Origin of the sequence: Escherichia sp. MOD1-EC7003, assembly GCF_002965065.1 — a bacterium.
Classification (GTDB): Bacteria; Pseudomonadota; Gammaproteobacteria; order Enterobacterales; family Enterobacteriaceae; genus Escherichia.
The window spans coordinates 32,836-59,493 of sequence record NZ_PTRE01000050.1 but is presented as its reverse complement, the minus strand read 5'-3'; the positions used below and the strand labels follow the sequence as shown (position 1 = coordinate 59,493).

Sequence of the window (26,658 nt, the reverse complement as noted above, 5' to 3'; positions counted from 1 at the left end):
TGTTGGGTGGAGCGGACAATCCAAATGGTGAATTACTGTCTTATATCATTGGCGCTGACATCGGTCATTGCCGTACTCGGTGCCGCAGGCTTAGCTGTTGGTCTGGCTTTGCAGGGCTCACTGTCTAATCTGGCCGCTGGCGTGTTACTTGTCATGTTCCGCCCGTTCCGTGCCGGAGAATATGTAGATCTCGGCGGCGTAGCCGGTACTGTGCTGAGTGTGCAGATTTTCTCCACCACCATGCGTACAGCAGACGGTAAAATTATCGTTATTCCGAACGGTAAAATTATTGCCGGAAATATTATTAACTTCTCCCGCGAGCCAGTTCGCCGTAACGAATTTATTATTGGCGTGGCGTATGATTCCGATATTGATCAGGTTAAGAAGATCCTGACCGATATTATCCAGTCTGAAGATCGCATTTTGAAAGATCGCGAAATGACTGTACGCCTGAACGAACTTGGCGCATCGTCGATTAATTTTGTGGTCCGCGTCTGGAGCAACAGAGGCGATCTGCAAAATGTGTACTGGGATGTACTGGAGCGTATTAAACGTGAATTTGATGCCGCCGGTATTAGCTTCCCGTATCCGCAAATGGATGTGAACTTTAAGCGGGTGAAAGAAAATAAAGAGAGCGAAGTGGTATCACGTTAATCATGTAAAGCGCCCATGAAGTTCATGGGCGCACTACCAATTTAATGCATTGTTTCATCAAGTATATTGGTGACTTTTTGCATGACTTCCCCGGCTTTCTCCACGCCTTCATTATTTTGCTTTTCTACCCACTGAGTTTGCTCTTGCTGATAACCAATTGCTTTCTGCCAGGCGTTCAGTTCTGATTTTTTCAGATAGCGAACCTGTGCACCTTGCTGCTCAAGCGTTTTTACCATGCTAATCAGGTTGTTATCTAATGCCTTGCCCAGCGCTTTCTCGGTTGTAATGGCAGCTCGTTGAATCGCCTCACGATCTCTTTTATCAAGGTTTTCCCACGTTTGTTTATTTATTACCAGCAGATAGACATGACCAAGCCAGAGAGAAGGGGAGAGCAGCACATTCGGCGCAGCACGTTCAGCATGGATGTCATATCCGCTATCAAGATTGACCATTAAGCCATCGAGTTTTCCGTCGCGGAGTGCTGTTGTAATTTGCTCATTCCACGGTAAGGTTACGGTTTTTGCTCCCGTATGCGTTAAATAAGCCCGATGTCAGAAACTGGCTGTTCGCCAGGTGGTTCCCTGAAGCGCAGTCAATTTATCAATGGGCCTGGTAGAAAAAAAGCCTACTGGGTAGCCAAGGAAAAACTGTAAATTCACGATATTGTTACGCTCAAGTTCAGCGTTAAATTCGGGAATTTCCGCATATACGCGACGAAAGAATTCTACCTGACTGGCTCCATGATCCGGGCCAATAGCAAAGCTCTTGAAGATTTGATGAAGCGGCAATTGTTTCGCTGTGTATTCCGGCACCACTATACCCATATCAGCTTTGCTACCATCGCTTATCGTCGCCAGAGCGTCATAGCTGATAGCGGTTTCACCGTTCCAGTGTGGTTCGATTTTCAAACGTCCCTGTGACTCTTTTTCAATTTCTGCAAAAAATGTCTCTTTAATTATTTGAGTACGCATTCCCCCGTAGGGTTCATGATCGGTATAACGAAGAATTTTTTCAGCGGCAAAAATCGAGGGAGATAACAGAAGAAATCCAGATAAAAGAAAAGGGAGTAATTGTTGGTAGCGCATGTCTGTTCCTTCAGTTTATTAATTTAATTTATACTATATTAATATTATCCATTATCCCTAATGTTATTCTCGCGCTATAGTCTGCAAATCAGATAACTAGCTCGGAATAAATTACGTGATATCTTATTACTTTCAAGGCCTTGCACTTGGTGCAGCTATGATTCTGCCGCTTGGTCCACAAAATGCTTTTGTGATGAATCAGGGTATTCGTCGTCAGTACCACATTATGATTGCCTTACTTTGTGCTATCAGCGATTTGGTCCTGATTTGCGCGGGGATTTTTGGTGGCAGTGCGTTATTGATGCAGTCGCCGTGGTTGCTGGCGCTGGTCACCTGGGGCGGCGTTGCCTTCTTGCTCTGGTATGGTTTTGGCGCGTTTAAAACAGCGATGAGCAGTAATATTGAGTTAGCCAGTGCTAAAGTCCTGAAGCAAGGAAGATGGAAAATTATCGCCACTATGCTGGCAGTGACCTGGCTGAATCCGCATGTTTACCTGGATACTTTTGTTGTACTGGGCAGCCTTGGCGGGCAGCTTGATGTCGAACCAAAACGTTGGTTTGCGCTCGGGACAATTAGCGCCTCTTTTCTGTGGTTCTTTGGTCTGGCTCTTCTCGCAGCCTGGCTGGCACCGCGTCTGCGCACGGCAAAAGCACAGCGCATTATCAATCTGGTAGTGGGATGTGTTATGTGGTTTATTGCCATGCAGCTGGCGAAGGATGGAATTGTTCATGCGCAAGTCTTGTTCAGTTAGGCGCTATCTGATGGAAAAATAAAACAGAGCCGCTAAGCTTGCCTCCAGAGGTCCTGAATTTTGGGCAAGTCAATTAACACGGAGAGACTCACGTGAAGTTCAAAGTTATCGCCCTGGCGGCATTTATGGGTTTTAGTGGGATGGCAGCGCAGGCAAGTGAATTGCCGGATGGACCGCATATTGTCACCTCCGGTACGGCAAGTGTGGATGCGGTGCCAGACATTGCCACTCTTGCTATTGAAGTCAACGTGGCCGCGAAGGATGCCGCTACAGCCAAGAAACAGGCAGATGAGCGCGTCGCACAATACATTTCCTTCCTTGAACTCAATCAGATCGCGAAAAAAGATATCAGCTCAGCGAACTTACGCACCCAGCCGGATTACGATTACCAGAATGGTAAAAGTATTCTGAAAGGATATCGCGCTGTGAGAACGGTGGAAGTCACGCTCCGTCAGTTAGACAAATTGAATTCCTTGCTGGATGGCGCGCTGAAGGCGGGTCTTAATGAAATCCGTTCTGTGTCGCTGGGCGTGGCGCAGCCGGATGCCTATAAAGACAAAGCTCGTAAAGCAGCGATTGATAACGCGATTCATCAGGCTCAGGAACTGGCGAACGGTTTTAATCGCAAACTGGGGCCGGTATATAGCGTGCGCTACCATGTTTCCAACTATCAGCCCAGCCCGATGGTGCGGATGATGAAAGCCGATGCCGCACCGGTCTCTGCCCAGGAAACTTACGAGCAGGCCGCTATTCAGTTTGATGATCAGGTCGATGTCGTCTTCCAGTTAGAACCTGTGGACCAACAACCTGCTAAAACACCAGCCGCACAATAATATTTGTAGCCCGACGTATTCGTCGGGCTAATATTTTTACCCGATATTGCCTTCTTTTTCTGTAATTTTCTGTAAAACCATGACGTAATCACCTATCTTTTCTCGCGGTTTCATCAAGGATAGGCTGACTGAAACGGTTAAGCGGACAAGAATATGGGGAGGGGTATGGATATTTTTATTTCGAAAAAGATGCGCAATTTTATTAGCGCAAACCAATAATATTGCCCGGGCGGCAGAAAAAATACATATGACTGCTTCGCCATTTGGTAAAAGCATTGCCGCGCTGGAAGAACAAATCGGCTATACGCTATTTACCCGTAAAGATAATAATATCAGTCTCAATAAAGCCGGGCAGGAACTGTACCAAAAACTGTTCCCGGTTTATCAACGACTTTCTGCCATTGATAATGAAATTCATAATTCTGGTCGTCGTTCTCGTGAAATTGTAATTGGTATCGATAACACCTATCCGACGATTATTTTTGATCAGTTGATTAGTCTCGGAGATAAGTACGAAGGGGTGAGCGCCCAACCTGTTGAGTTCAGCGAAAACGGCGTTATCGATAATCTTTTTGACCGACAGTTAGATTTTATTATCTCCCCACAGTATGTATCTGCTCGAGTTCAAGAGCTGGAAAACCTGACGATCAGCGAATTGCCGCCACTGCGATTGGGCTTTCTCGTTTCTCGCCGTTATGAAGAGCGACAAGAGCAAGAGCTGCTTCAGGAGCTACCCTGGCTACAAATGCGCTTTCAGAACCGGGCCAACTTCGAAGCAATGATTGATGCGAATATGCGACCTTGTGGGATCAATCCAACTATTATTTATCGCCCCTACAGTTTTATGGCTAAAATCAGCGCCGTGGAACGCGGACATTTTCTGACGGTGATCCCGCATTTTGCCTGGCGACTGGTGAATCCTGCAACGCTGAAATATTTTGATGCGCCGCACAGGCCGATGTATATGCAGGAATATCTTTATTCAATCAGAAATCATCGATATACCGCCACGATGCTTCAGCATATTGCTGAAGATCGTGACGGGACGAACCATTAACCCAGCATTGAGCCGGTTGCGATTAAATTACGGTGTAAGTCGAAGACGTGGCTAAGATCGTGATGAATATGTCCACCAGGCGCATTTTCCAGATAGCGATGCAGATAATCCCGATACATGGGATGTGCACAATTATCAATGATAGTGCGGGCGCGTTGAAGCGGGGAAAGACCACGCAGATCGGCGATCCCTTGTTCAGTGATGATCACTTTGACGCTGTGTTCGCTGTGATCAACATGGCTACACATTGGCACGACGGTTGAGATCTTGCCCTCTTTAGCAATAGACGGGGCCATAAAGATCGACAGATACGCGTTGCGTTCAAAATCACCGCTGCCGCCGATGCCGTTCATCAGATCGACCCCGGCTACGTGTGTTGAGTTGGCATGCCCGTAAATATCAAACTCCAGACCGACGTTCAGAGCAATAACGCCAAGGCGACGGATGATTTCCGGGTTATTGGAAATCTCTTGCGGACGCAACACAATACGGCTGGCGAAGTAGTCCATATTGTCGTAAATCTTGCTTAGTGAATTGGCAGAGATTGTCAGACTGGAGGCGCTGGCACCGGTGATTTTGCCAGTTTCCAGTAAATGTACCACCGATTCCTGAAGTACTTCTGAATACATCATGAACGGCGGTATCTCCGGGTTTTCCCCCAGTCGTGCCATGACTGCATTATTGATATTGCCCACGCCACTTTGCAGCGGCAGAAATTCCGGTGGAATACGCCCATGCGCCATTTCCTGCAACAAGAACGTGACCACGTTATCGGCAATCTGTTGGCACATTGGATTTTGCTTATCCAGCATGTTACCGGCGTCGGGCAAGTTGGTTTCCACGACGGCGACAATTTTTTTCGGATCGATTTGCACATAGCGGGTACCGACGCGATCCATTGCATGGAAGATCGACACGCTATTACGCCGCGGTGGTGCGCCAGGAATCACAATATCCGCCAGTTCTGCAACGCGCGGATCGTGATAGTGATTGAGTTCAATGATCACTTTCTTCGCACGCAGCAGCCAGGTTGGTGCGTTACCGATCCCGCTGGTTAACCAGACCCGACCATCCGGTGCCAGTGCCGATGCTTCAATGACGGCAATATCAATGTCGCCGAAGAAACCGTAATTGACCATTTGCGCCACTTCGCTCAAATGCAGGTCAACGAAACTCACCGCGCCCTGATTGATTTTTTTACGCAAACCGGACGATGTTTGATATGGCGCACGCCAGGAAACAGCATCGGCGTCAGAAAGTACATCGTCAGCGGCGGCGCTGATTGACGCCCCCGTCAGCAGGCGAATTTGATACGGCTTTTTGGCCTCATGCTGTTCGTTAGCTTTGCGGGCAATTGCGGTAGGTAGGGCTTTCGGCGAACCCGCTGGGGTAAAGCCGCTAAATGCCACCATGTCGTTATGTTGGATAATTTCTGCCGCTTCATCGGCGGTCATCCTTGTCCACTGAGTTGCCATTTTCACTCCTTCGTTCGCAGGGATTAATGACCAACGAAATTAGGTTTACGTTTTTCGAGGAAGGCGTTCATCCCTTCCTGGTAATCTTCGCTGTCATAAACCGCGCGGCGCATCCCCTGAATACGTTCAAATTCATCGGAGTTCATGGTGTGCGCTTCGCCCAGTACTCGCAGCTCTTCTTTGATAACTGCAATGGCTAACGGCGCTTTCTCAGAGATGTGGTGCGCCATTTGTAAGGTGAAATCTTCCAGTTCTTCCACTTCCACAACATGGTTGAGGATGCCGACAGCCAGCGCGCGCTGGGCGGTGATTGGCGAAGCGGTAAAAATCAGCTCCTTGACAATGTGGAAGCCCGCATCGCGGGTCAGGTTGTGAATGCCGACCAGGTTATACGGGACGCCGAGGTTTACAGGCGTCATTGAGAAGGTTGAGGTACTGGCGGCGATGATCAGATCGGAACTCATGATCATTTCAAATGCGCCGCCCCAGACACTACCTTCCACCATCGAAATGATCGGTTTCGGGAATTTTTGGATCATGCGGGTGATCTGGCGCAATGGATCGTCGTAGGAGAGAGGATCGCGACCGCCAGACGGTAGTTCGTGGATATCGTGACCGGCAGAGAAGACTTTAGATCCGCTCGGGGCGCGCAGAATGATACAACGGATTTCTGGACGGTTGAGATCGCTCAATGCCTGTATAAGGTCATCAATAAAGACTTTACTTAAGGCATTAAGTTTGCGTCCATAGTTAAACTCAATGACCGCTACTTTGTTGATAGTGACAACGTTCACATACTGATAAGACATAAAAATTCCTTTAGTCAAAATATTGAGTCTGAATAAATTCACTGAGCTGCCGCAGGCCGGTGCGTGGTGAGAGCGTATTGTTTTTGACCGCTAAAAGCGTCTGGCGGTAATAGCGATCGAAATCTTCATTCGCGAACAGGTGATTCAGTACTTCTTCTTCGGTCTGCTTACGCAGCCAATCCACCGATTGTTGTTGCCGCACTTGTTGTAAACGACCACTGGCAGTTAGCGCGGTTTTGAAGTCGATGATGGCGTGCCAGATCTCATCGATTCCACGTTTTTCCAGTGCGCTACAAGTCAGAACCCGTGGCTGCCATTCGTCGTATTTACGCCGCAAAATATGCAGTGCACTTTCGTACATATGACGGGCAATAGCGACATTGGTATGGTTATCGCCATCGTCTTTGTTGATAACGATCAGATCTGCCACTTCCATCAGCCCCTTTTTAATGCCCTGCAGATCATCACCGCCACCGGCAATTTGCAGCGAGATAAAACAGTCCACCATGCGGGCGACTTCCGTTTCCGACTGCCCGACGCCAACCGTTTCGACAATCACGACGTCATAACCTGCCGCTTCGCATAACAGCATTAATTCCCGCGCTCGCTGACTGGCACCGCCCAGATGACCGGAGGATGGTACAGGGCGAATAAACGCCGCCTCGGCGCGCGCCAGGTCATTCATGCGGGTTTTATCCCCGAGAATGCTACCGCCAGTAACCGGGCTGCTGGGATCGACCGCGATAACCGCAACCTTTAATCCCTCACGAATCAACAACATGCCAAAGGCTTCAAGAAAGGTACTTTTCCCCGCACCGGGTGTGCCAGTAACGCCCAGTCGCAAGGCGTTACCGCAGTACGGCATAATGGCATCAAGCAGCTGCGTACTTAGCGCCTGATGACGCGGGTGACGGCTTTCCACCAGCGTCATGGCCTGGGCGAGCGTGGCACGCTCACCCTGACGTAAGCGGCGAATACTTTCTGCCAGCGTGGCTTCATTAATCATGATGCTGGCTTATCAGGTTCAGCACGTCGCGCACACTGTCGAGCATAGGCGTACCTGGACCATAAATCGCCGCCACGCCGCGCTCTTGCAGGAAGGCATAATCCTGCGGTGGAATAACGCCACCCGCGACCACGCAAATATCTTCGCGTCCCCATTTTTTCAATGCTTCTACCAGTTCCGGGATCAATGTTTTATGACCGGCAGCCAGTGAGGATGCGCCCACTACGTGAACGTCGTTTTCTACTGCCAGGCGGGCGATCTCTTCAGGTGTAGAGAACATCGGGCTTAAATCTACGTCGAAACCGAGATCGGAATAGGCGCTGGCGATCACTTTCGCGCCGCGATCGTGCCCATCCTGACCCATTTTGGCGATCAGAATGCGCGGGCGACGGCCATTGTCGGCAAGGAACTGTTCCGTTTGCGCAACAATGGCATCGAACTCGGAGGCAGATTTCTCCGACTGATGATAGCTTTGCGCAATCACGCCGGTCACACACTGGCTCGGCACCAGATAACGGTCGAAAGCAGTTTCCAGCGCATCGGAGATTTCACCCAGAGTGGCGCGAACGCGAGCGGCATTAACAGCGGCAGCCAGCAGGTTTTCGTTATGCTGTGCGGCGTGAGTCAGGGCGTTCAACGCGGCGGTTACGGCGGCATCATCACGGGTGGCGCGAATGCGTTCCAGCGAAGCAATTTGCTCGTTACGCACCATCACGTTGTCGATCTCAAGTACATCGGTTTCGTCTTCGTGATCCAGTTTGTACTTGTTGACACCAACGATGACACGTTTGCCCTGGTCGATCAGTGACTGTTCGCGCGCAGACGCTTCTTCGATCATTCGTTTTGGCAGACCTGCTTCGATCGCTTTCGCCATGCCGCCAGCCTCGTCGATCTGTTGGATAATGGCTCTGGCTTGTTTAACGATTTGATCGGTCAGCGACTCAACGTAATAAGAACCGGCCAGCGGATCGACGGTGCGGCAGAGTTCTGATTCTTCCTGGATGATGATCTGGGTGTTGCGGGCAATGCGTGCTGAGAAATCGGTTGGCAAACCAAGCGCTTCATCAAAGGCGTTGGTATGCAGTGACTGAGTACCGCCCAACGTTGCGGCCAGTGCTTCAATGGTGGTGCGGATAACGTTGTTATACGGATCCTGTTCAGTGAGGCTCCAGCCTGAAGTCTGGCAGTGGGTACGCAGCGCCAGTGATTTCGGAGCTTGTGCGCCAAATCCACTGACCGCTTCGCTCCATAAATAACGTGCCGCACGCAACATGGCGACGTTCATAAACAGATCCATGCCAATGCCGAAGAAGAACGACAGGCGAGGAGCGAAGTCATCAATTTTCAGACCGGCAGAGATCGCCGCTTTGATGTACTCAATCCCATCGGCGAGCGTAAATGCTACCTGCTGTACGCAGTTGGCACCGACTTCACCCATGTGGTAACCGCTGATACTGATGGTATTAAAGCGCGGCATGTTGCCAGAACACCAGGCGATGATGTCTGCGATAATTCGCATTGACGGTTTTGGGGGGTAAATATAGGTGTTGCGGCAAAGATACTCTTTGAGGATATCGTTTTGAATGGTGCCGGTCAGTTTATCGGGTGTTACGCCTTGCTCTTCTGCGGCGACGATATAAAACGCCAGTACTGGCAGGACTGCGCCGTTCATCGTCATCGAAACTGACATTTTATCCAGCGGGATCTGGTCGAACAGAACCTTCATATCTTCTACGGTGTCGATAGCGACGCCCGCTTTGCCGACGTCGCCCGCCACGCGCGGGTTATCGGAGTCGTAGCCACGGTGGGTGGCAAGGTCAAACGCAACGGAAAGGCCTTTTTGCCCGGCGGCCAGGTTACGGCGATAAAAAGCGTTGGACTCTTTTGCTGTCGAGAAACCGGCATACTGACGGATGGTCCACGGCTGGGCAGTATACATAGTGGCACGCGGGCCACGAACATAGGGCGGCAAACCAGGAAGTGTACCAGTCACTTCCAGATTATCGAGGTCGGCTTCGGTATACAGCGGTTTGATGGCGATCCCTTCTGCGGTTTGCTGAACCAGCGAGTCGACAGTTTTCTCCCGACGGCTCAATTCCTTGTTGGCAAGCTGTTGCCACTCCTGCACGTTAGACATTATTTGCTCCATAAAACGCAATCAAAATGAGGGTATTTGCGCTTACGGTGAGCTTTTTACATGGGTTTGTCGCCAGCAAAAAAAATGCATTCAGACGTCGTTTTTTGCCGCCTGAGATTTGTCTATTTTGTGATGTGACTCAAGGAATGCAAAAAGAAGTGAGGGTAATGCCTGATATGTGCTACCAGGCATTATTTGATGGATTAATCCTGACGAAGGACTTTGTGACCATAATCGAGTAACGCATCAGTGACTTTACGCATCATGCGACTTTCAGGAGCAAAGCGGTGCCAGTAGAGCATCCGGCGTTGAAATAGCCCAGGCGTTAAGTCAATCAGTTCGCCGCTGGCGAGTTCTTTCTCGATTTGCAGGTGCGGGATCATACAGCAGGTGGTGCCCTGACGAGCAAGTTGGACGAACGCTTCCGAAGAATTAACGATATGGCAGGGTACGCTGCCTGGAGGCAGATCGAAGTTTTGCTGCAAAAAGGCCTGGTGCATATCGTCAAGATGGTCAAAGGCGACCACAGGTGCTTTCAATAATGCCGAACGCGTTACGCCGTTAGGGAAATATTTTTTAGCAAACGGTCTTGAGCTGACGAACAGATAGTCGAGCGCACCGAGCTTATCGACAAGACAACTCGGCAGCGCCTGATGTTGAATACTCACCGCGCCGACCACTTCGCCGCGACGCAGACGTTCCTGAGTGCGGGTTTCATCTTCTACCTGCAAATTGAGACGGATAGGCGAATCAGCCAACACAGGAGCCAGTGCCGGAAGTAACCACGTCGCCAGACTGTCGGCGTTGACCGCCAGTGAAAGCAGCAGCGGAGTCGAACCAGTTTGTTCATCGCCCAGCCACTCTTCTTCCAGCAACTCCACCTGGCGCAGCAGTGCCAGCAATTTTTGCCCTTGTTCCGTCGGGCGCGGCGGCACGGTACGCACCAACAGCGGCTGCCCGAACATATTTTCCAGTTGCTTAATGCGCTGTGATACAGCTGATTGCGTAATGCACAGCTTTTGTGCCGCGCGCTCAAATCCTCGTTCACGTATCACCGCATCCAGTGCCTGTAATGTTCTGTAGTCCGGGCGTTTCATTGCTATGGCTTGCTCCTCAAATTTACTTATGCCGAACTATGACACAATTTTACGTTGGGTACAGAGCATTTAACGCATACAAAAGCGGTCGTAATGGAAGTTTTGGCTGGCAATCCCATTTTCATATAACCCTTTGCTGAGCGCTTTGGCAAAACTCTGTGGGCCGCAAAACCAAAAATGGGTTTCACCTTTATTTGCTATTTTATCAGTGAGATAGTGCGCCTGTAGACGTTCACCTTTATGTGCATCACGCAGATGCAGTGTGACACCGGCCAGGACACAAAGTGAGGTAAGTTTATCAACATACCATGCATCCTCGCTTCGGCTGACGCAATACCAGAGATCCACAGGAACAGAGGTCGCGCCATGATGTTTACGATACTCAAGCTGGGCGATAAAGGGGATAATGCCGATGCCTCCTGCTATCCAGACCTGGCGGGAGCAAGGGAGAGTAAAATCAAACTTTCCCCATGGGCCTTCAACGATGGCAGACTGGCCAATTTTTATCGAAGATGCCAGAGTAGAGGTATAATCCCCTAAATTTTTGATGGCAAAGCGTAACCAAACTCACTTTTGAGATCTGCTCAAGATTATTGCCTGGTTTTTGTATCTCGGTTGCTGCAAATGCGTGTCCTGTGAGAATGCAAAGAAATAACGCGGCAAATAAATGTTGTTTAATAGACATAATAACTCCTTTTCTATTAAAGATGTTGGTTAAATACTTGTGTTATAAGATCAGGGATTTGCGCCAATGCATTTTGCTCGGCAAGTTCACGCCCCGGCTGGGTTTTGTCGACGCCTTCCGCACGTAAAATATGAGTATTGGTAATTCCCATTAGTTTCAGCGTGGCTTGCAGATAGCTTTCCTGATGATCCAGCGCCAGATGTGCTTCATCGCAATAGATACCGCCGCGTGTCGAGACAATAAACGTCGGTTTATCTGTCAGTAACCCAACGGCACCTGCGGCGGTAAAACGAAACGTTAAACCAGCCTGGCAGACCTGATCTATCCAGGTTTTGAGGCCAGATGAAACGCTGTGATTAATCATCGGCGCGCCAATAATGAGCACATCGCACGATGCCAGTTCTTCAATAGAGGCGTGGATCCCATTCACCTCCTGCTGAATTTGTGCGTTCTCGCACTCCGCTTTACCGCAAAGCGCCAGAAAAGTTTCTTCACGCAAATGGGGCGGCGGTGTCAGGCCAACGTCGCGATGAATAATCGTGGCTTGCGCGAAGCGTTGGCAAAGCGCTTCTACCAGCGCCTGGCTTAATTTCCGCGAACTTGAATGTTTAAGCATTGGGCTGCTGTCGATATGGAGAATTTTCATGGGCTTGCTCTCGTTTCTGTGATGAGAGAAGTTTAACTGTTGTTTATGTGATGATTAAATAGACATAACTGAACTTCATTGTTGTGAAAATAGAACAATTATGATCGACTGGAATGATTACTACTACTTTGCCCTGATTGCCGATGAAGGTAGTTACAGCCAGGCGGCGCTGCGTGCGGGGGTGTCGAAATCGGTATTAAGTCGACGAATGGCAGCGCTGGAAGAGCGCCTTGGCGTGCGGCTTATCCAGCGAACTACGCGGCGTCTGGCCCTGACGGCGGCAGGCGAACAGTTTGCCGTCGAGTGTCGGGCGCGGGTGGCTCAGGGGGAACGGGCCAGAGCGGTGGTGATGGCCGCCCAGGAAAGCCCACAGGGAATGCTGCGCGTCAGCGCGCCGGTATTTATGGCTGAAACATGGTTTGGTGAGTTTGTCAGTGAGTTTATCGCCCGCTGGCCCCTGGCGAAGGTGCAAATGCTGGCAATTAATCGCCCGGTGGATATGGTCGCTGAAGGTATTGATATTGCGCTGGTTACGGCTTCCGGTGCGCTTGCGGACTCGACGCTGCATTATAAAAAATTACATACTCAGGCCGATATTTTAGTTGCCAGTTCGCAGTGGCTGACCCGCCATCCGCAGGTGAAGGCCATTGACGATCTTAACCGCGTCGACGGGATCCTTCCGCCTGACAAACAATGGCGGGAGCCAGTGGCAGTTAATTAATGGCGAACAGGAGATTACGCTGCAGCCTGAGGCGCGTTTGCAGTCAAATAACCTTCGCGTCATGCTGCAGGCAGTGCTTGGTGGAAATGGCGTGGCGTTATTGCCTCAGTTTGCCTGTAAACAGGAGCTTGCGAACGGGGAGTTGGTGCGCCTGTTTGCACCGTGGAGCGGCATACCCAGACCGTTGTATGCTTTGTTTGCGGGGCGAAAGGGGATGCCCGCCATTGCGAGATATTTTATGGATGAGTTAACCACGCGGCTTGTCAGCGGGGTCTGACTCGCTTTTTTGTATATACTCGTCATACTTCAAGTTGCATGTGCTGCGTCTGCGTTCGCTCACCCCAGTCACTTACTTCTGTAAGCTCCTGGGGATTCACTCTCTTGTCGCCTTCCTGCAACTCGAATTATTTAGAGTATAATGCGTGTGAAATTTCATACCACAGGCGAAACGATCATGACGCAGGATGAATTGAAAAAAGCAGTAGGATGGGCGGCACTTCAGTATGTTCAGCCCGGCACCATTGTTGGTGTAGGTACAGGTTCCACCGCCGCACACTTTATTGACGCGCTCGGCACGATGAAAGGCCAGATTGAAGGGGCCGTTTCCAGTTCAGATGCTTCCACTGAAAAACTGAAAAGCCTCGGCATTCACGTTTTTGATCTCAACGAAGTCGACAGCCTCGGCATCTACGTTGATGGCGCAGATGAAATCAACGGCCACATGCAAATGATCAAAGGCGGCGGCGCGGCGCTGACCCGTGAAAAAATCATTGCTTCGGTTGCGGAAAAATTTATCTGTATTGCAGATGCTTCCAAACAGGTTGATATTCTGGGTAAATTCCCGCTGCCAGTAGAAGTTATCCCGATGGCACGTAGTGCAGTGGCGCGCCAGCTGGTGAAACTGGGCGGTCGTCCGGAATACCGTCAGGGCGTGGTGACTGATAACGGCAACGTGATCCTCGACGTCCACGGTATGGAAATCCTTGATCCGATAGCGATGGAAAACGCCATAAATGCGATTCCAGGCGTGGTGACTGTTGGCTTGTTTGCTAACCGTGGCGCGGACGTTGCGCTGATTGGCACACCTGACGGTGTCAAAACCATTGTGAAATGATCTGACGGGGGAACCTCCCCCGTTAAAAAAATTCTCTTCGTTAAATTTGGTGACATGTGTCACGTTTTTACTTGGCTGTTGTCGATTGCTCTAAATAAATCCTCTAAACCAGCATATTCATCCAAGAAATACCTTTGCGTGATATTTCCTCAACATCGCGACGCAAACGTTCATATTGCCGCAATATTATTTTTTGATATGTTGAAAGGCGGATGCAAATCCGCACACAACATTTCAAAAGACAGGATTGGGTAAATGGCAAAGGTATCGCTGGAGAAAGACAAAATTAAGTTTCTGCTGGTAGAAGGCGTGCACCAAAAGGCGCTGGAAAGCCTTCGTGCAGCTGGTTACACCAACATCGAATTCCACAAAGGCGCGCTGGATGATGAGCAATTAAAAGAATCCATCCGCGATGCCCACTTCATCGGCCTGCGATCCCGTACCCATCTGACTGAAGACGTGATCAACGCCGCAGAAAAACTGGTCGCTATTGGCTGTTTCTGTATCGGAACAAACCAGGTTGATCTGGATGCGGCGGCAAAACGCGGGATCCCGGTATTTAACGCACCGTTCTCAAATACGCGCTCTGTTGCGGAGCTGGTGATTGGCGAACTTCTGCTGCTATTGCGCGGCGTGCCGGAGGCCAACGCTAAAGCGCATCGTGGCGTGTGGAACAAAATGGCTGCGGGTTCTTTTGAAGCGCGAGGTAAAAAGCTGGGTATCATCGGCTATGGTCATATTGGTACGCAATTGGGCATTCTGGCTGAATCGCTGGGAATGTATGTTTACTTTTATGATATTGAAAACAAACTGCCGCTGGGCAACGCCACTCAGGTACAGCATCTTTCTGACCTGCTGAATATGAGCGATGTGGTGAGTCTGCATGTACCAGAGAATCCGTCCACCAAAAATATGATGGGCGCGAAAGAGATTTCGTTAATGAAGCCCGGCTCGCTGCTGATTAATGCCTCGCGCGGTACTGTGGTGGATATTCCAGCGCTGTGTGATGCGTTGGCGAGTAAACATCTGGCAGGTGCGGCAATCGACGTATTCCCGACGGAACCGGCGACCAACAGCGATCCGTTTACCTCTCCGCTTTGCGAGTTCGACAACGTCCTTCTGACGCCACACATCGGCGGTTCGACTCAGGAAGCGCAGGAGAATATCGGCCTGGAAGTTGCGGGTAAATTAATCAAGTACTCTGACAATGGCTCAACGCTCTCTGCGGTGAACTTCCCGGAAGTCTCGCTGCCACTGCATGGTGGGCGTCGTCTGATGCACATCCACGAAAACCGTCCGGGCGTGTTGACTGCGCTGAACAAAATCTTTGCCGAGCAGGGCGTTAACATCGCTGCACAGTATCTGCAAACCTCAGCGCAGATGGGGTATGTGGTTATTGATATTGAAGCCGACGAAGACGTTGCCGAAAAAGCGCTGCAGGCAATGAAAGCTATTCCAGGCACCATTCGCGCCCGTCTGCTGTACTAATTCCCTTTCTCTGACAAAAAACGGGCAAGTCAGTGACTTGCCCGTTTTTTTATCCGTTTTCCCGCGCATGTCGCTGCCATTTGTCGTGCGTTGCAATCGCCTTTGCGAGTCTGCTCGAAGAAATAAATCAAAGTCAGATCAATGCGTTGTGTTTATTTAATGCGGATTCAGGATGGCGAGGCAGCACAGGGCTGCAACGGAAAAGCCCTCACCGAAGCGAGGGCTTGAAGGAGAAGGGTTATGATGCGACTTGCCATCATACTGATTGTACTGTTACTCATAAGTTTCCCAGCTTATTAACAGTCAGTCACAGGGGAGGAGCAATCCTCCCTTACCCTTACTCACTAAATTAGGTCAAAGAATCAACGATGTCAATCAGGGCGATGCAGATGTGTCGCCCTCACCACTCCCAGACTTTCGACGGTGTAACCACCGCAGGAAGTGGGATATCCCACTCTTCAACGGGGAGTTTTTCCACCAACTGACAATCATGCGCATAACCTACCGGTTGCAGTTTATAGTGCTGCCAGTTTTGTAAGGTCCGATCATAAAAACCACCGCCCATTCCCAGGCGCTGACCGTACTCATCAAAGGCGACCAGCGGTGTGATCAACACGTCTAATCGGGAAAGAGGAAGAACGTCACGCACATCCAGTTTTGGCTCATGGATCTTCAACCTGTTCATTACCAGTTCGCTTTGCGGATGGTAATTCAGGAACAGCAAATTACCGGCACTAAAGGGATGCAAAACGGGAAGATATACGCGCTTACCGGCGCGCCAGAGTTGTTCTATGAGTGGCTGGGTGTCGAGTTCGCCATCAAAAGAGAGGAATAGAGCGACCGTATGTGCCATCACCACCGGGGGATAAGTCATCATCCGGGTAGCGGCTTGTTGACCCATTTCCTGCTGTTGTTCCGGCGTTAACGCACGACGACGTTGCCGAATCATTTTGCGGATTTCTTGTCGGGATAATGTTTGTGGGCGTTCTGGTTGTTGCGTCATGGCTGCTGCCAGATAAGAAGGGAATCTCCGAGATGCCGCCGCAGGCTGTAACCCTTGAACCCTTGGTTCAAGGTGAATGTGTCGTCGCAGTTTTAAGGCTTCTCGGACGGACCGAGCATGCTCACCAACCGCGGAGCGCCACATTCTTGTGGTATGAAATATCGGCTCAGGGGACTGGCCCGCTTGCGAACATCTCAGAGAAATTTTGTCTTCACGGTTACTCTATCACAGTAAACCGAAAAGTGTCATTCAAAGTTTTGGTTAGTTTTTTCGGTGATGCGACCTTGTTCAAGTAACGCTTGTTCTATGGTCTGTTGCAGCATCCGAATACGTTGTTCCATGCTTGCCGCGTAATCACGCGTCTTCGCTTTTTCCTGAGCAAGTTCATAACTGATATTCAATGCGGCAATGAAGACCAGTTGCTCAGTATTTGTGACTCTAGTGCGTTCTTTCAGATCTTGCAACCGTTGGTTCAGATCGTCCGCGGCCTGATTCAACGCATCCCTTTGGTCAGGCGGGCAGTTCACACGCAGTGAACGGCCAAAAATTTGGATATCGACGGGTTGTGCAGACATGCCACCTTCCTGCTGATTGACTGCGCTGCCTTCGTCTTTAGACCCATGGTCTGCGAAGGGGCGACACTATAGCTACCCTGATGAGAAGAGACAAGCCCTTTTCTGGTCCACCAGGGCCCAAAGTGGTAGCATATCATGAATATTCCTCCCTTTGACGACGAATGCTTATGTCTATACAGAACGAAATGCCTGGTTACAACGAAATGAACCAGTATCTGAACCAACAAGGGACGGGTCTGACACCTGCTGAGATGCATGGTTTACTCAGCGGGATGATCTGTGGCGGTAACGATGACAGCTCATGGCTGCCGCTACTTCACGACCTGACGAACGAAGGCATGGCTTTCGGTCATGAGCTGGCACAGGCACTGCGCAAAATGCACTCTGCCACCAGCGATGCCCTGCAGGATGATGGCTTCCTTTTTCAGCTTTATCTGCCTGATGGCGATGACGTCAGCGTTTTCGATCGTGCTGATGCGCTGGCCGGTTGGGTCAATCACTTCCTGCTTGGTCTTGGCGTTACGCAACCGACGCTGGACAAAGTGACCGGCGAAACCGGTGAAGCCATCGACGATCTGCGTAACATCGCGCAGCTGGGCTACGACGAAGACGAAGATCAGGAAGAGCTTGAAATGTCGCTTGAAGAGATCATCGAGTACGTCCGTGTTGCCGCGCTGTTATGCCACGACACCTTTACTCATCCGCAACCGACCGCGCCAGAAGTACAAAAACCGACTCTACACTAAAAACAAAAAACGTAAGGAGAGAGTTATGAGTGAGATATCCCAGCAAGAATTTCAGCGTCGCCGTCAGGCCCTGGTGGAGCAAATGCAACCCGGCAGCGCCGCGCTGATTTTTGCTGCACCAGAAGTAACACGTAGCGCCGACAGCGAATACCCCTATCGTCAGAACAGTGACTTCTGGTACTTCACCGGCTTTAACGAACCGGAAGCGGTGCTGGTGCTGATTAAAAGTGATGACACTCATAACCACAGCGTTCTGTTTAACCGCGTTCGTGACCTGACGGCAGAGATCTGGTTTGGTCGTCGCTTAGGCCAGGATGCTGCGCCAGAGAAACTGGGCGTTGACCGCGCACTGGCGTTCAGTGAAATCAATCAGCAACTTTATCAACTGCTTAATGGTCTGGATGTGGTTTACCACGCCCAGGGTGAATATGCATATGCTGATGAAATCGTGAATAGTGCGCTGGAAAAACTGCGTAAAGGCTCGCGGCAAAATCTCACCGCACCGGCAACGATGATCGACTGGCGTCCTGGTGTTCATGAAATGCGCCTGTTCAAATCACCAGAAGAGATTGCCGTACTTCGCCGCGCAGGGGAAATCACCGCCCTGGCGCATACCCGGGCGATGGAAAAATGCCGTCCGGGAATGTTTGAGTACCATCTGGAAGGCGAAATTCACCACGAATTTAACCGTCACGGTGCGCGCTATCCTTCCTATAACACCATTGTCGGCAGCGGTGAAAACGGCTGCATTCTGCACTACACCGAAAACGAGTGTGAACTGCGTGACGGTGATCTGGTGTTGATTGATGCTGGCTGTGAATACAAAGGTTACGCTGGCGATATTACCCGCACCTTCCCGGTCAACGGTAAATTCTCTCAGGCTCAGCGTGAAATCTACGACATTGTGCTGGAGTCTCTTGAAACCAGCCTGCGCCTGTATCGTCCGGGAACTTCCATTCAGGACGTCACTGGTGAAGTGGTGCGCATCATGGTTAGCGGTCTGGTAAAACTCGGCATCCTGAAGGGTGACGTAGATGAACTGATCGCTCAGAACGCCTATCGTCCTTTCTTTATGCATGGCCTTAGCCATTGGTTAGGTCTGGATGTCCATGACGTGGGTGTTTATGGTCAGGAGCGCTCGCGCATTCTTGAGCCGGGCATGGTACTGACCGTAGAGCCTGGGCTGTATATTGCGCCGGATGCAGATGTGCCAGAACAATATCGCGGTATCGGTGTTCGTATTGAAGACGATATTGTGATTACCGAAACCGGCAACGAAAACCTCACCGCCAGTGTGGTGAAAAAGCCAGAAGAAATTGAAGCGTTAATGGCAGCTGCGAGAAAGCAATGAGCGTAATCATCGTCGGTGGTGGCATGGCGGGCGCGACGCTGGCGCTGGCTATTTCCCGGTTAAGTCACGGGGCGCTGCCGATACATTTGATTGAAGCGACCGCGCCAGAGTCACATGCTCATCCGGGCTTTGATGGACGAGCTATTGCGCTGGCAGCCGGCACTTGTCAGCAACTGGCGCGCATTGGTGTCTGGCAATCTTTGGCTGATTGCGCAACCGCCATCACCACCGTACATGTCAGCGATCGTGGTCATGCCGGATTCGTTACCCTCGCTGCAGAAGATTACCAACTGGCGGCGCTGGGGCAGGTTGTCGAATTGCACAATGTCGGGCAACGGCTGTTTGCCTTGCTGCGCAAAGCACCAGGCGTAACGCTGCATTGCCCTGATCGCGTGGCTAACGTTGCCCGTACTCAGAGTCACGTTGAAGTGACGCTGGAGAGTGGTGAGACGCTGATGAGCCACGTGCTGGTGGCGGCTGACGGCACCCATTCAGCGTTAGCCACCGCGTGCGGCGTTGACTGGCAGCAGGAGCCTTATGAACAACTGGCAGTGATTGCGAATGTTGCGACCTCCGTTGCGCACGAAGGGCGCGCTTTTGAACGCTTCACGCAACATGGCCCACTGGCGATGTTGCCGATGTCTGACGGACGCTGTTCGCTGGTCTGGTGTCATCCACTGGAACGGCGTGAAGAGGTGCTGGCGTGGAGCGACGAGACGTTTTGCCGTGAACTCCAGTCTGCCTTTGGCTGGCGACTGGGGCAAATTACCCACGCCGGTAAACGCAGTGCTTATCCACTGGTGTTAACCCGCGCCACCAAACCTATTACCCATCGCACCGTGCTGGTGGGCAATGCGGCGCAAACCCTGCACCCGATCGCCGGGCAAGGGTTTAACCTCGGTATGCGTGATGTCATGAGCCTTGCGGAAACCCTGACTCAGGCGCAGGAGCGCGGAGAAGACATTGGTGATTACGGCGTATTGTGCCGTTATCAGCAGCGTCGGCAGAGCGATCGTGAAGCGACCATCGGCGTCACGGACAGCCTTGTACATCTTTTTGCTAATCGTTGGGCACCACTGGTTATCGGGCGCAACATCGGGCTGATGACGATGGAATTATTTACCCCGGCACGCGATGTGCTGGCGCAGCGCACCCTCGGTTGGGTGGCGCGTTGAAGGCGGTTTTAAGGAATAAACAATGCAAAGTGTTGATGTAGCCATTGTTGGCGGCGGCATGGTGGGGCTGGTGATTGCCTGCGGCTTGCAGGGCAGCGGCTTACGCGTTGCCGTACTGGAGCAGCGCGTACCGCAACCTCTGGCGGCAGATGCACCACCACAACTGCGCGTTTCGGCTATTAATGCCGCCAGCGAAAAATTACTCACCCGTCTTGGCGTCTGGCAGGACATACTCTCCCGCAGAGCCAGCTGTTATCACGGTATGGAAGTGTGGGATAAAGACAGTTTTGGTCACATCTCGTTTGACGATCAAAGCATGGGCTATAGCCATCTTGGATATATCGTTGAAAACTCAGTGATTCACTACGCGCTGTGGAACAAAGCGCAGCAGTCGTCAGATATCACTCTGTTAGCCCCAGCAGAATTACAGCAGGTCGCCTGGGGAGAAAATGAAACCTTCCTGACGCTGAAAGACGGCAGTATGTTAACGGCGCGTTTGGTGATTGGTGCGGACGGTGCTCATTCCTGGTTGCGCAACAAAGCCGATATTCCGCTGACTTTCTGGGATTATCAGCATCACGCGCTGGTGGCGACCATTCGCACGGAAGAGCCGCATGATGCGGTGGCGCGGCAGGTTTTCCATGGCGACGGTATTCTGGCCTTTTTACCACTTAGCGATCCGCATCTTTGCTCGATTGTCTGGTCACTGTCGCCAGAGGAAGCGCTGCGGATGCAGCAGGCAGGGGAAGACGAATTTAATCGCGCGTTAAATATCGCTTTTGATAATCGCCTGGGCTTATGCAAGGTTGAGAGCGAGCGTCAGGTGTTCCCGCTGACGGGGCGTTATGCGCGCCAGTTTGCCGCGCACCGTCTGGCGCTGGTGGGCGACGCCGCGCATACCATTCACCCGCTGGCGGGGCAGGGGGTAAATCTCGGCTTTATGGATGCCGCAGAGCTGATTGCCGAACTGAAACGGTTACATCGTCAGGGTAAAGACATCGGGCAGTACATTTATCTGCGTCGCTATGAGCGTAGCCGCAAGCACAGCGCGGCGCTGATGCTGGCAGGTATGCAGGGCTTTCGCGATCTGTTTTCCGGGGCTAATCCGGCGAAAAAATTGCTGCGTGATATTGGTCTGAAACTGGCCGACACGCTTCCTGGCGTTAAGCCACAACTTATCCGTCAGGCAATGGGATTAAACGATTTGCCTGAATGGCTGCGTTAAAAATTTCTCTTCTGCTGTTTATTTGATACCCATCACACTTTCATCTCCCGGTTTTTTCGCCGGGAGATTTTCCTCATTTGAAATAAACTAATTTCACCTGCATTTTCGCATTACATTTTCTAATATCATGAATTTTTGATTTAGTGTTATTTGACATTTTTTCAGCTCTTAATATTGTCTTATGCAAATTAATTTTCTCATCGCATCATCTTTGTATAGAAGTTGATGTGTTTTTTGGTTTTTTGTTCTGTTGAGATTTTGGCGGTTTTTAACCATAAGCTAATGTGATGATCAATTTTACCTTATGGTTAACAGTCTGTTTCGGTGGTAAGTTCAGGCAAAAGAGAACGATTGCGTTGGGGACCGGGAGTGGCTCCGATGCTGGGTTTCGTGGTGATAATTTCATCATGAAAAGTTGTCAGCCCCGCTTATTCAATGAGGACAAGATGGCACAACAGACTCCTTTGTACGAACAACACACGCTTTGCGGCGCTCGCATGGTGGATTTCCACGGCTGGATGATGCCGCTGCATTACGGTTCGCAAATCGACGAACATCATGCGGTACGTACCGATGCCGGAATGTTTGATGTGTCACATATGACCATCGTCGATCTTCGCGGCAGTCGCACCCGGGAGTTTCTGCGTTATCTGCTGGCGAATGATGTGGCGAAGCTCACCAAAAGTGGCAAAGCCCTTTACTCGGGGATGTTGAACGCCTCTGGCGGGGTGATAGATGACCTGATTGTCTACTACTTTACTGAAGATTTCTTCCGCCTCGTTGTTAACTCTGCCACCCGCGAAAAAGACCTCTCCTGGATTACCCAACACGCTGAACCCTTCAGCATTGAAATAACCGTTCGTGATGACCTTTCCATGATTGCCGTACAAGGGCCGAATGCCCAGGCAAAAGCTGCCACACTGTTTAATGACGCTCAGCGTCAGGCCGTGGAAGGGATGAAACCGTTCTTTGGCGTACAGGTGGGCGATCTGTTTATTGCCACCACCGGTTACACCGGTGAAGCGGGCTATGAAATTGCGCTACCCAATGAAAAAGCGGCAGATTTCTGGCGAGCGCTGGTGGACGCTGGCGTTAAGCCCTGCGGTCTGGGCGCGCGTGACACGCTGCGTCTGGAGGCAGGGATGAATCTTTATGGTCAGGATATGGACGAAACTATTTCTCCTTTAGCCGCCAACATGAGCTGGACTATCGCCTGGGAACCGGCAGAGCGTGACTTTATCGGTCGTGAAGCGCTGGAAGCGCAGCGTGAACATGGCACAGAAAAACTGGTTGGTCTGGTGATGACCGAAAAAGGCGTGCTGCGTAATGAACTGCCGGTACGTTTTACCGATGCGCAGGGCAACCAGCATGAAGGTGTTATCACCAGTGGTACTTTCTCCCCAACGCTGGGTTACAGCATTGCGCTGGCGCGTGTGCCGGAAGGTATTGGCGAAACGGCGATTGTGCAAATTCGCAACCGTGAAATGCCGGTTAAAGTGACGAAACCTGTTTTTGTGCGTAACGGCAAAGCCGTCGCGTGATTTACTTTTTTGGAGATTGATTGATGAGCAACGTACCAGCAGAACTGAAATACAGCAAAGAACACGAATGGCTGCGTAAAGACGCCGACGGCACTTACACCGTTGGCATCACCGAACATGCCCAGGAGCTGTTAGGCGATATGGTGTTTGTTGACCTGCCGGAAGTGGGTGCAACGGTAAGCGCGGGCGATGACTGCGCGGTTGCCGAATCGGTAAAAGCAGCGTCAGACATTTATGCGCCAGTAAGCGGTGAAATCGTGGCGGTAAACGACGTACTGAGCGATTCCCCGGAACTGGTGAACAGCGAACCGTATGCAGGCGGCTGGATCTTTAAAATCAAAGCCAGTGATGAAAGCGAACTGGAATCACTGCTGGATGCAACCGCATACGAAGCATTGTTAGAAGACGAGTAACGGCTTTATTCCTCTTCTGCGGGAGAGGAGCAGGGTGAGGAACATTCACGCCTCACTCTCACTCTCTTCGTAAGGAGAGAGGTTCACAATTCACTGCACGTTTCAGGAACCATCGCTCATGACACAGACGTTAAGCCAGCTTGAAAACAGCGGCGCTTTTATTGAACGCCATATCGGACCGGACGCCGCGCAACAGCAAGAAATGCTGAATGCCGTTGGCGCACAATCGTTAAACGCGCTGACAGGCCAGATAGTGCCGAAAGATATTCAGCTTGCGACCCCGCCACAGGTTGGCGCACCGGCGACCGAATACGCCGCGCTGGCAGAACTCAAGGCTATTGCCAGTCGCAATAAACGCTTCACGTCTTACATCGGCATGGGTTATACCGCCGTGCAGCTGCCGCCGGTTATTCTGCGCAATATGCTGGAAAACCCAGGCTGGTATACCGCGTATACTCCGTATCAACCTGAAGTCTCCCAGGGCCGCCTTGAAGCACTGCTCAACTTCCAGCAGGTAACGCTGGATTTGACTGGGCTGGATATGGCCTCTGCTTCTTTGCTGGACGAAGCCACCGCTGCCGCCGAAGCAATGGCGATGGCGAAACGCGTCAGTAAACTGAAAAATGCCAACCGCTTCTTCGTTGCATCTGACGTGCATCCGCAAACGCTGGATGTGGTCCGCACTCGTGCAGAATCCTTTGGTTTTGAAGTGATTGTTGATGATGCGCAGAAAGTGCTCGACCATCAGGACGTCTTCGGCGTGCTGTTACAGCAGGTCGGCACGACCGGTGAAATCCACGACTACACAGCGCTTATCAGCGAACTGAAATCACGCAAAATTGTGGTCAGCGTCGCCGCCGATATTATGGCGCTGGTGCTTTTAACCGCGCCGGGTAAACAGGGCGCGGATATCGTCTTTGGTTCGGCACAACGTTTCGGCGTGCCGATGGGATACGGTGGCCCGCACGCAGCATTCTTTGCGGCGAAAGATGAATACAAACGCTCGATGCCGGGTCGCATTATCGGTGTATCGAAAGATGCAGCTGGCAATACCGCTCTGCGCATGGCGATGCAGACTCGCGAGCAACATATCCGCCGTGAGAAAGCGAACTCCAACATTTGTACTTCCCAGGTACTGCTGGCAAACATCGCCAGCCTGTATGCCGTTTATCACGGCCCGGTCGGCCTGAAACGCATCGCTAACCGCATCCATCGCCTGACCGATATTCTGGCAGCGGGCCTGCAACAAAAAGGCCTGAAGCTGCGTCATACGCACTATTTCGACACCTTGTGTGTGGAAGTGACAGACAAAGCAAGCGTACTGGCGCGTGCTGAAGCGGCTGAAATCAACCTGCGTAGCGATATTCTGAACGCGGTTGGGATCACCCTTGATGAAACCACCACGCGTGAAAACGTGATGCAGCTTTTCAGCATACTGCTGGGCGATAACCACGGGCTGGACATCGACATGCTGGACAAAGACGTGGCTCACGATAGCCGCTCTATTCAGCCTGCGATGCTGCGCGACGACGAAATCCTCACCCATCCGGTGTTTAATCGCTATCACAGCGAAACCGAAATGATGCGCTATATGCACTCGCTGGAGCGTAAAGATCTGGCGCTGAATCAGGCGATGATCCCGCTGGGTTCCTGCACCATGAAACTGAATGCCGCTGCTGAGATGATCCCGATCACCTGGCCTGAGTTTGCCGAACTACACCCGTTCTGCCCGCCGGAACAGGCCGAAGGTTATCAGCAGATGATCGCGCAGCTGGCCGACTGGCTGGTGAAACTGACCGGTTACGACGCCGTTTGTATGCAGCCTAACTCTGGCGCACAGGGCGAATACGCGGGCCTGCTGGCGATTCGCCGTTATCATGAAAGCCGCAATGAAGGGCATCGCGATATCTGCCTGATCCCGGCCTCTGCTCACGGTACTAACCCGGCTTCTGCACATATGGCAGGAATGCAGGTGGTGGTTGTGGCGTGTGATAAAAATGGCAATATCGATCTGGCTGACCTGCGCGCGAAAGCAGAACAGGCGGGCGATAATCTCTCCTGCATCATGGTGACCTATCCTTCCACCCACGGCGTGTACGAAGAAACGATCCGTGAAGTGTGTGAAATCGTGCATCAGTTCGGTGGTCAGGTTTATCTTGATGGCGCGAACATGAATGCTCAGGTTGGCATTACCTCGCCGGGCTTTATTGGCGCGGACGTTTCGCACCTCAACCTGCATAAAACTTTCTGCATTCCGCACGGCGGTGGTGGTCCAGGTATGGGACCAATCGGCGTGAAATCGCATCTGGCGCCGTTTGTGCCGGGTCATAGCGTGGTGCAAATCGAAGGTATGTTAACCCGTCAGAGTGCGGTTTCTGCAGCACCGTTTGGTAGCGCATCCATTCTGCCAATCAGCTGGATGTACATCCGCATGATGGGCGCAGAAGGGCTGAAAAAAGCAAGTCAGGTGGCAATCCTCAACGCCAACTACATTGCCAGCCGCCTGAAAGATGCCTTCCCGGTGCTGTATACCGGTCGCGACGGTCGCGTGGCGCACGAATGTATTCTCGACATTCGTCCGTTGAAAGAAGAAACCGGCATCAGCGAACTGGATATTGCCAAGCGCCTGATCGACTACGGTTTCCACGCGCCTACCATGTCGTTCCCGGTGGCGGGGACGCTGATGGTTGAACCAACTGAATCTGAAAGCAAAGTGGAACTGGATCGCTTTATCGATGCGATGCTGGCTATCCGCGCAGAGATTGACCAGGTGAAAGCTGGTGTCTGGCCACTGGAAGATAACCCACTGGTGAACGCGCCGCACATTCAGAACGAACTGGTCGCCGAGTGGGCGCATCCGTACAGCCGTGAAGTTGCCGTATTCCCGGCAGGCGTGGCAGACAAATACTGGCCGACAGTGAAACGTCTGGATGATGTTTACGGCGACCGTAACCTGTTCTGCTCCTGCGTACCGATTAGCGAATACCAGTAATTTACTGATTCGACAATTTTCTAAAGGCGCTTCGGCGCCTTTTCTGCTTGTTAATAAAGTACGCTTTGTTTATGCCGGA

General features: G+C 51.4%; 26 protein-coding genes, 1 other RNA gene and 2 pseudogenes. 16 read left to right on the top strand and 13 right to left on the bottom strand.

All coding sequences use genetic code 11. From position 1 onward, the window contains the following. Nucleotides 1-654 (top strand): small-conductance mechanosensitive channel MscS (mscS, locus tag A7090_RS09980; protein ID WP_241957267.1); only part of this gene is annotated, 654 nt, incomplete at its 5' end. 41 nt (nt 655-695) lie between these two features. Here mscS and dctP read toward each other — a convergent pair. Then, nucleotides 696-1,739, bottom strand: a pseudogene (dctP, locus tag A7090_RS09975) (TRAP transporter substrate-binding protein DctP). Nucleotides 1,740-1,854: 115 nt separating this feature from the next. Between dctP and argO the strand changes: the two are divergent. The 3 genes and pseudogenes from argO to srsR all read left to right on the top strand — a co-directional run bounded on the left by argO (nt 1,855) and on the right by srsR (nt 4,380). Further along, nucleotides 1,855-2,490, top strand: a complete 636-nt coding sequence (argO, locus tag A7090_RS09970) for an arginine exporter ArgO (protein ID WP_105273917.1) — start codon at nt 1,855-1,857, stop codon at nt 2,488-2,490. A 92-nt stretch (nt 2,491-2,582) separates the two neighbouring features. Further along, nucleotides 2,583-3,323, top strand: a complete 741-nt coding sequence (locus A7090_RS09965) for an oxidative stress defense protein (protein WP_105273916.1) — start codon at nt 2,583-2,585, stop codon at nt 3,321-3,323. A 165-nt stretch (nt 3,324-3,488) separates the two neighbouring features. After that, nucleotides 3,489-4,380: pseudogene (gene srsR / locus A7090_RS09960) on the top strand (LysR family transcriptional regulator SrsR). On the opposite strand, the gene scpC reads toward srsR, so the two are convergent. From scpC to A7090_RS09920, 8 genes are all read right to left on the bottom strand, one after another. After that, complete coding sequence (gene scpC, locus A7090_RS09955) at nt 4,377-5,855, bottom strand: propionyl-CoA:succinate CoA transferase (protein ID WP_105273914.1); 1,479 nt, start codon at nt 5,853-5,855, stop codon at nt 4,377-4,379. The pseudogene srsR and the gene scpC sit on opposite strands and share 4 nt — an antisense overlap. 23 nt (nt 5,856-5,878) lie before the next feature. Continuing rightward, complete coding sequence (scpB, locus tag A7090_RS09950) at nt 5,879-6,664, bottom strand: methylmalonyl-CoA decarboxylase (RefSeq protein WP_105273913.1); 786 nt, start codon at nt 6,662-6,664, stop codon at nt 5,879-5,881. 10 nt (nt 6,665-6,674) lie between these two features. After that, nucleotides 6,675-7,670 (bottom strand): methylmalonyl Co-A mutase-associated GTPase MeaB, encoded by a 996-nt coding sequence (meaB, locus tag A7090_RS09945; protein ID WP_105273912.1) that lies wholly within the window; start codon nt 7,668-7,670, stop codon nt 6,675-6,677. Next, complete coding sequence (gene scpA, locus A7090_RS09940) at nt 7,663-9,807, bottom strand: methylmalonyl-CoA mutase (RefSeq protein ID WP_105273911.1); 2,145 nt, start codon at nt 9,805-9,807, stop codon at nt 7,663-7,665. Before scpA ends, meaB begins: the two co-directional genes overlap by 8 nt. Nucleotides 9,808-10,010: 203 nt before the next feature. Further along, nucleotides 10,011-10,904: a DNA-binding transcriptional regulator ArgP gene (gene argP, locus A7090_RS09935; protein WP_105273910.1), complete on the bottom strand. Its 894-nt coding sequence runs from the start codon at nt 10,902-10,904 to the stop codon at nt 10,011-10,013. Nucleotides 10,905-10,973: 69 nt separating this feature from the next. Further along, nucleotides 10,974-11,300, bottom strand: coding sequence for a ferric reductase (locus A7090_RS09930; RefSeq protein ID WP_240246430.1), 327 nt, complete (start codon nt 11,298-11,300; stop codon nt 10,974-10,976). 82 nt (nt 11,301-11,382) lie between these two features. Next, nucleotides 11,383-11,589, bottom strand: coding sequence for a hypothetical protein (locus A7090_RS09925; RefSeq protein WP_105273908.1), 207 nt, complete (start codon nt 11,587-11,589; stop codon nt 11,383-11,385). 16 nt (nt 11,590-11,605) lie between these two features. Further along, complete coding sequence (locus A7090_RS09920; RefSeq protein ID WP_105273907.1) at nt 11,606-12,235, bottom strand: FMN-dependent NADH-azoreductase; 630 nt, start codon at nt 12,233-12,235, stop codon at nt 11,606-11,608. A 100-nt stretch (nt 12,236-12,335) separates the two neighbouring features. Between A7090_RS09920 and A7090_RS09915 the strand changes: the two genes are divergently transcribed. The 5 genes from A7090_RS09915 to A7090_RS09900 all read left to right on the top strand — a co-directional run bounded on the left by A7090_RS09915 (nt 12,336) and on the right by A7090_RS09900 (nt 15,858). Then, nucleotides 12,336-12,956, top strand: coding sequence for a LysR family transcriptional regulator (locus A7090_RS09915; RefSeq protein ID WP_123056943.1), 621 nt, complete (start codon nt 12,336-12,338; stop codon nt 12,954-12,956). 37 nt (nt 12,957-12,993) lie between these two features. After that, nucleotides 12,994-13,233, top strand: coding sequence for a LysR substrate-binding domain-containing protein (locus A7090_RS25760; RefSeq protein WP_446718723.1), 240 nt, complete (start codon nt 12,994-12,996; stop codon nt 13,231-13,233). Nucleotides 13,234-13,410: 177 nt separating this feature from the next. After that, a complete protein-coding gene (gene rpiA, locus A7090_RS09910) occupies nt 13,411-14,070 on the top strand; it encodes a ribose-5-phosphate isomerase RpiA (RefSeq protein ID WP_000189743.1) in 660 nt (219 codons plus the stop codon). A 255-nt stretch (nt 14,071-14,325) separates the two neighbouring features. After that, a complete protein-coding gene (gene serA, locus A7090_RS09905; protein WP_105273906.1) occupies nt 14,326-15,558 on the top strand; it encodes a phosphoglycerate dehydrogenase in 1,233 nt (410 codons plus the stop codon). Between the two features lie 240 nt (nt 15,559-15,798). Then, entirely contained in the window at nt 15,799-15,858 is a 60-nt protein-coding gene (locus tag A7090_RS09900) for a type I toxin-antitoxin system Ibs family toxin (protein WP_001387035.1), read from the top strand. A 100-nt stretch (nt 15,859-15,958) separates the two neighbouring features. Here A7090_RS09900 and A7090_RS09895 read toward each other — a convergent pair whose 3' ends face one another. From A7090_RS09895 to zapA, 3 genes are all read right to left on the bottom strand, one after another. Beyond that, on the bottom strand, nt 15,959-16,561 hold the full coding sequence (locus A7090_RS09895; RefSeq protein WP_105273905.1) for a 5-formyltetrahydrofolate cyclo-ligase: 603 nt from the start codon (nt 16,559-16,561) through the stop codon (nt 15,959-15,961). A gap of 20 nt (nt 16,562-16,581) precedes the next feature. Further along, nucleotides 16,582-16,765, bottom strand: a non-coding RNA gene (gene ssrS / locus A7090_RS09890) — 6S RNA. 41 nt (nt 16,766-16,806) lie between these two features. Then, complete coding sequence (gene zapA, locus A7090_RS09885) at nt 16,807-17,136, bottom strand: cell division protein ZapA (RefSeq protein WP_001276008.1); 330 nt, start codon at nt 17,134-17,136, stop codon at nt 16,807-16,809. A 167-nt stretch (nt 17,137-17,303) separates the two neighbouring features. Here zapA and ygfB point away from each other — a divergent pair, with 167 nt between their 5' ends. The 4 genes from ygfB to ubiI are packed head-to-tail and all read left to right on the top strand — an operon-like array spanning nt 17,304 to nt 21,633. Next, entirely contained in the window at nt 17,304-17,882 is a 579-nt protein-coding gene (gene ygfB, locus A7090_RS09875) for a UPF0149 family protein YgfB (RefSeq protein WP_157941455.1), read from the top strand. 25 nt (nt 17,883-17,907) lie between these two features. Further along, a complete protein-coding gene (gene pepP, locus A7090_RS09870; protein ID WP_105273903.1) occupies nt 17,908-19,233 on the top strand; it encodes a Xaa-Pro aminopeptidase in 1,326 nt (441 codons plus the stop codon). Then, a complete protein-coding gene (gene ubiH / locus A7090_RS09865) occupies nt 19,230-20,408 on the top strand; it encodes a 2-octaprenyl-6-methoxyphenyl hydroxylase (RefSeq protein ID WP_105273902.1) in 1,179 nt (392 codons plus the stop codon). The genes pepP and ubiH overlap by 4 nt, the downstream gene beginning before the upstream one ends. A gap of 22 nt (nt 20,409-20,430) precedes the next feature. Continuing rightward, complete coding sequence (gene ubiI, locus A7090_RS09860; RefSeq protein WP_105273901.1) at nt 20,431-21,633, top strand: FAD-dependent 2-octaprenylphenol hydroxylase; 1,203 nt, start codon at nt 20,431-20,433, stop codon at nt 21,631-21,633. 73 nt (nt 21,634-21,706) lie between these two features. Here the strand turns inward: ubiI and A7090_RS27245 are convergent, their stop codons facing one another. Further along, entirely contained in the window at nt 21,707-21,790 is an 84-nt protein-coding gene (locus A7090_RS27245; RefSeq protein ID WP_446718724.1) for a hypothetical protein, read from the bottom strand. 289 nt (nt 21,791-22,079) lie between these two features. Here A7090_RS27245 and gcvT point away from each other — a divergent pair, with 289 nt between their 5' ends. From gcvT to gcvP, 3 genes are all read left to right on the top strand, one after another. After that, entirely contained in the window at nt 22,080-23,174 is a 1,095-nt protein-coding gene (gene gcvT, locus A7090_RS09855; protein ID WP_105273900.1) for a glycine cleavage system aminomethyltransferase GcvT, read from the top strand. A 23-nt stretch (nt 23,175-23,197) separates the two neighbouring features. Continuing rightward, nucleotides 23,198-23,587, top strand: a complete 390-nt coding sequence (gcvH, locus tag A7090_RS09850) for a glycine cleavage system protein GcvH (protein WP_105273899.1) — start codon at nt 23,198-23,200, stop codon at nt 23,585-23,587. Nucleotides 23,588-23,705: 118 nt separating this feature from the next. Next, nucleotides 23,706-26,579, top strand: a complete 2,874-nt coding sequence (gcvP, locus tag A7090_RS09845; RefSeq protein ID WP_105273898.1) for an aminomethyl-transferring glycine dehydrogenase — start codon at nt 23,706-23,708, stop codon at nt 26,577-26,579. Nucleotides 26,580-26,658 lie beyond the last annotated feature (79 nt).

What these genes read in the sequence shown, in the direction of transcription:
- scpC (WP_105273914.1), bottom strand. Translation starts at nt 5,855, where the DNA reads ATGGCAACTCAGTGGACAAGGATGACCGCCGATGAAGCGGCAGAAATT.
- scpB (WP_105273913.1), bottom strand. Translation starts at nt 6,664, where the DNA reads ATGTCTTATCAGTATGTGAACGTTGTCACTATCAACAAAGTAGCGGTC.
- meaB (WP_105273912.1), bottom strand. Translation starts at nt 7,670, where the DNA reads ATGATTAATGAAGCCACGCTGGCAGAAAGTATTCGCCGCTTACGTCAG.
- scpA (WP_105273911.1), bottom strand. Translation starts at nt 9,807, where the DNA reads ATGTCTAACGTGCAGGAGTGGCAACAGCTTGCCAACAAGGAATTGAGC.
- argP (WP_105273910.1), bottom strand. Translation starts at nt 10,904, where the DNA reads ATGAAACGCCCGGACTACAGAACATTACAGGCACTGGATGCGGTGATA.
- A7090_RS09925 (WP_105273908.1), bottom strand. Translation starts at nt 11,589, where the DNA reads ATGTCTATTAAACAACATTTATTTGCCGCGTTATTTCTTTGCATTCTC.
- A7090_RS09920 (WP_105273907.1), bottom strand. Translation starts at nt 12,235, where the DNA reads ATGAAAATTCTCCATATCGACAGCAGCCCAATGCTTAAACATTCAAGT.
- A7090_RS09915 (WP_123056943.1), top strand. Translation starts at nt 12,336, where the DNA reads ATGATCGACTGGAATGATTACTACTACTTTGCCCTGATTGCCGATGAA.
- rpiA (WP_000189743.1), top strand. Translation starts at nt 13,411, where the DNA reads ATGACGCAGGATGAATTGAAAAAAGCAGTAGGATGGGCGGCACTTCAG.
- serA (WP_105273906.1), top strand. Translation starts at nt 14,326, where the DNA reads ATGGCAAAGGTATCGCTGGAGAAAGACAAAATTAAGTTTCTGCTGGTA.
- A7090_RS09895 (WP_105273905.1), bottom strand. Translation starts at nt 16,561, where the DNA reads ATGACGCAACAACCAGAACGCCCACAAACATTATCCCGACAAGAAATC.
- zapA (WP_001276008.1), bottom strand. Translation starts at nt 17,136, where the DNA reads ATGTCTGCACAACCCGTCGATATCCAAATTTTTGGCCGTTCACTGCGT.
- ygfB (WP_157941455.1), top strand. Translation starts at nt 17,304, where the DNA reads ATGTCTATACAGAACGAAATGCCTGGTTACAACGAAATGAACCAGTAT.
- pepP (WP_105273903.1), top strand. Translation starts at nt 17,908, where the DNA reads ATGAGTGAGATATCCCAGCAAGAATTTCAGCGTCGCCGTCAGGCCCTG.
- ubiH (WP_105273902.1), top strand. Translation starts at nt 19,230, where the DNA reads ATGAGCGTAATCATCGTCGGTGGTGGCATGGCGGGCGCGACGCTGGCG.
- ubiI (WP_105273901.1), top strand. Translation starts at nt 20,431, where the DNA reads ATGCAAAGTGTTGATGTAGCCATTGTTGGCGGCGGCATGGTGGGGCTG.
- A7090_RS27245 (WP_446718724.1), bottom strand. Translation starts at nt 21,790, where the DNA reads ATGTCAAATAACACTAAATCAAAAATTCATGATATTAGAAAATGTAAT.
- gcvT (WP_105273900.1), top strand. Translation starts at nt 22,080, where the DNA reads ATGGCACAACAGACTCCTTTGTACGAACAACACACGCTTTGCGGCGCT.
- gcvH (WP_105273899.1), top strand. Translation starts at nt 23,198, where the DNA reads ATGAGCAACGTACCAGCAGAACTGAAATACAGCAAAGAACACGAATGG.
- gcvP (WP_105273898.1), top strand. Translation starts at nt 23,706, where the DNA reads ATGACACAGACGTTAAGCCAGCTTGAAAACAGCGGCGCTTTTATTGAA.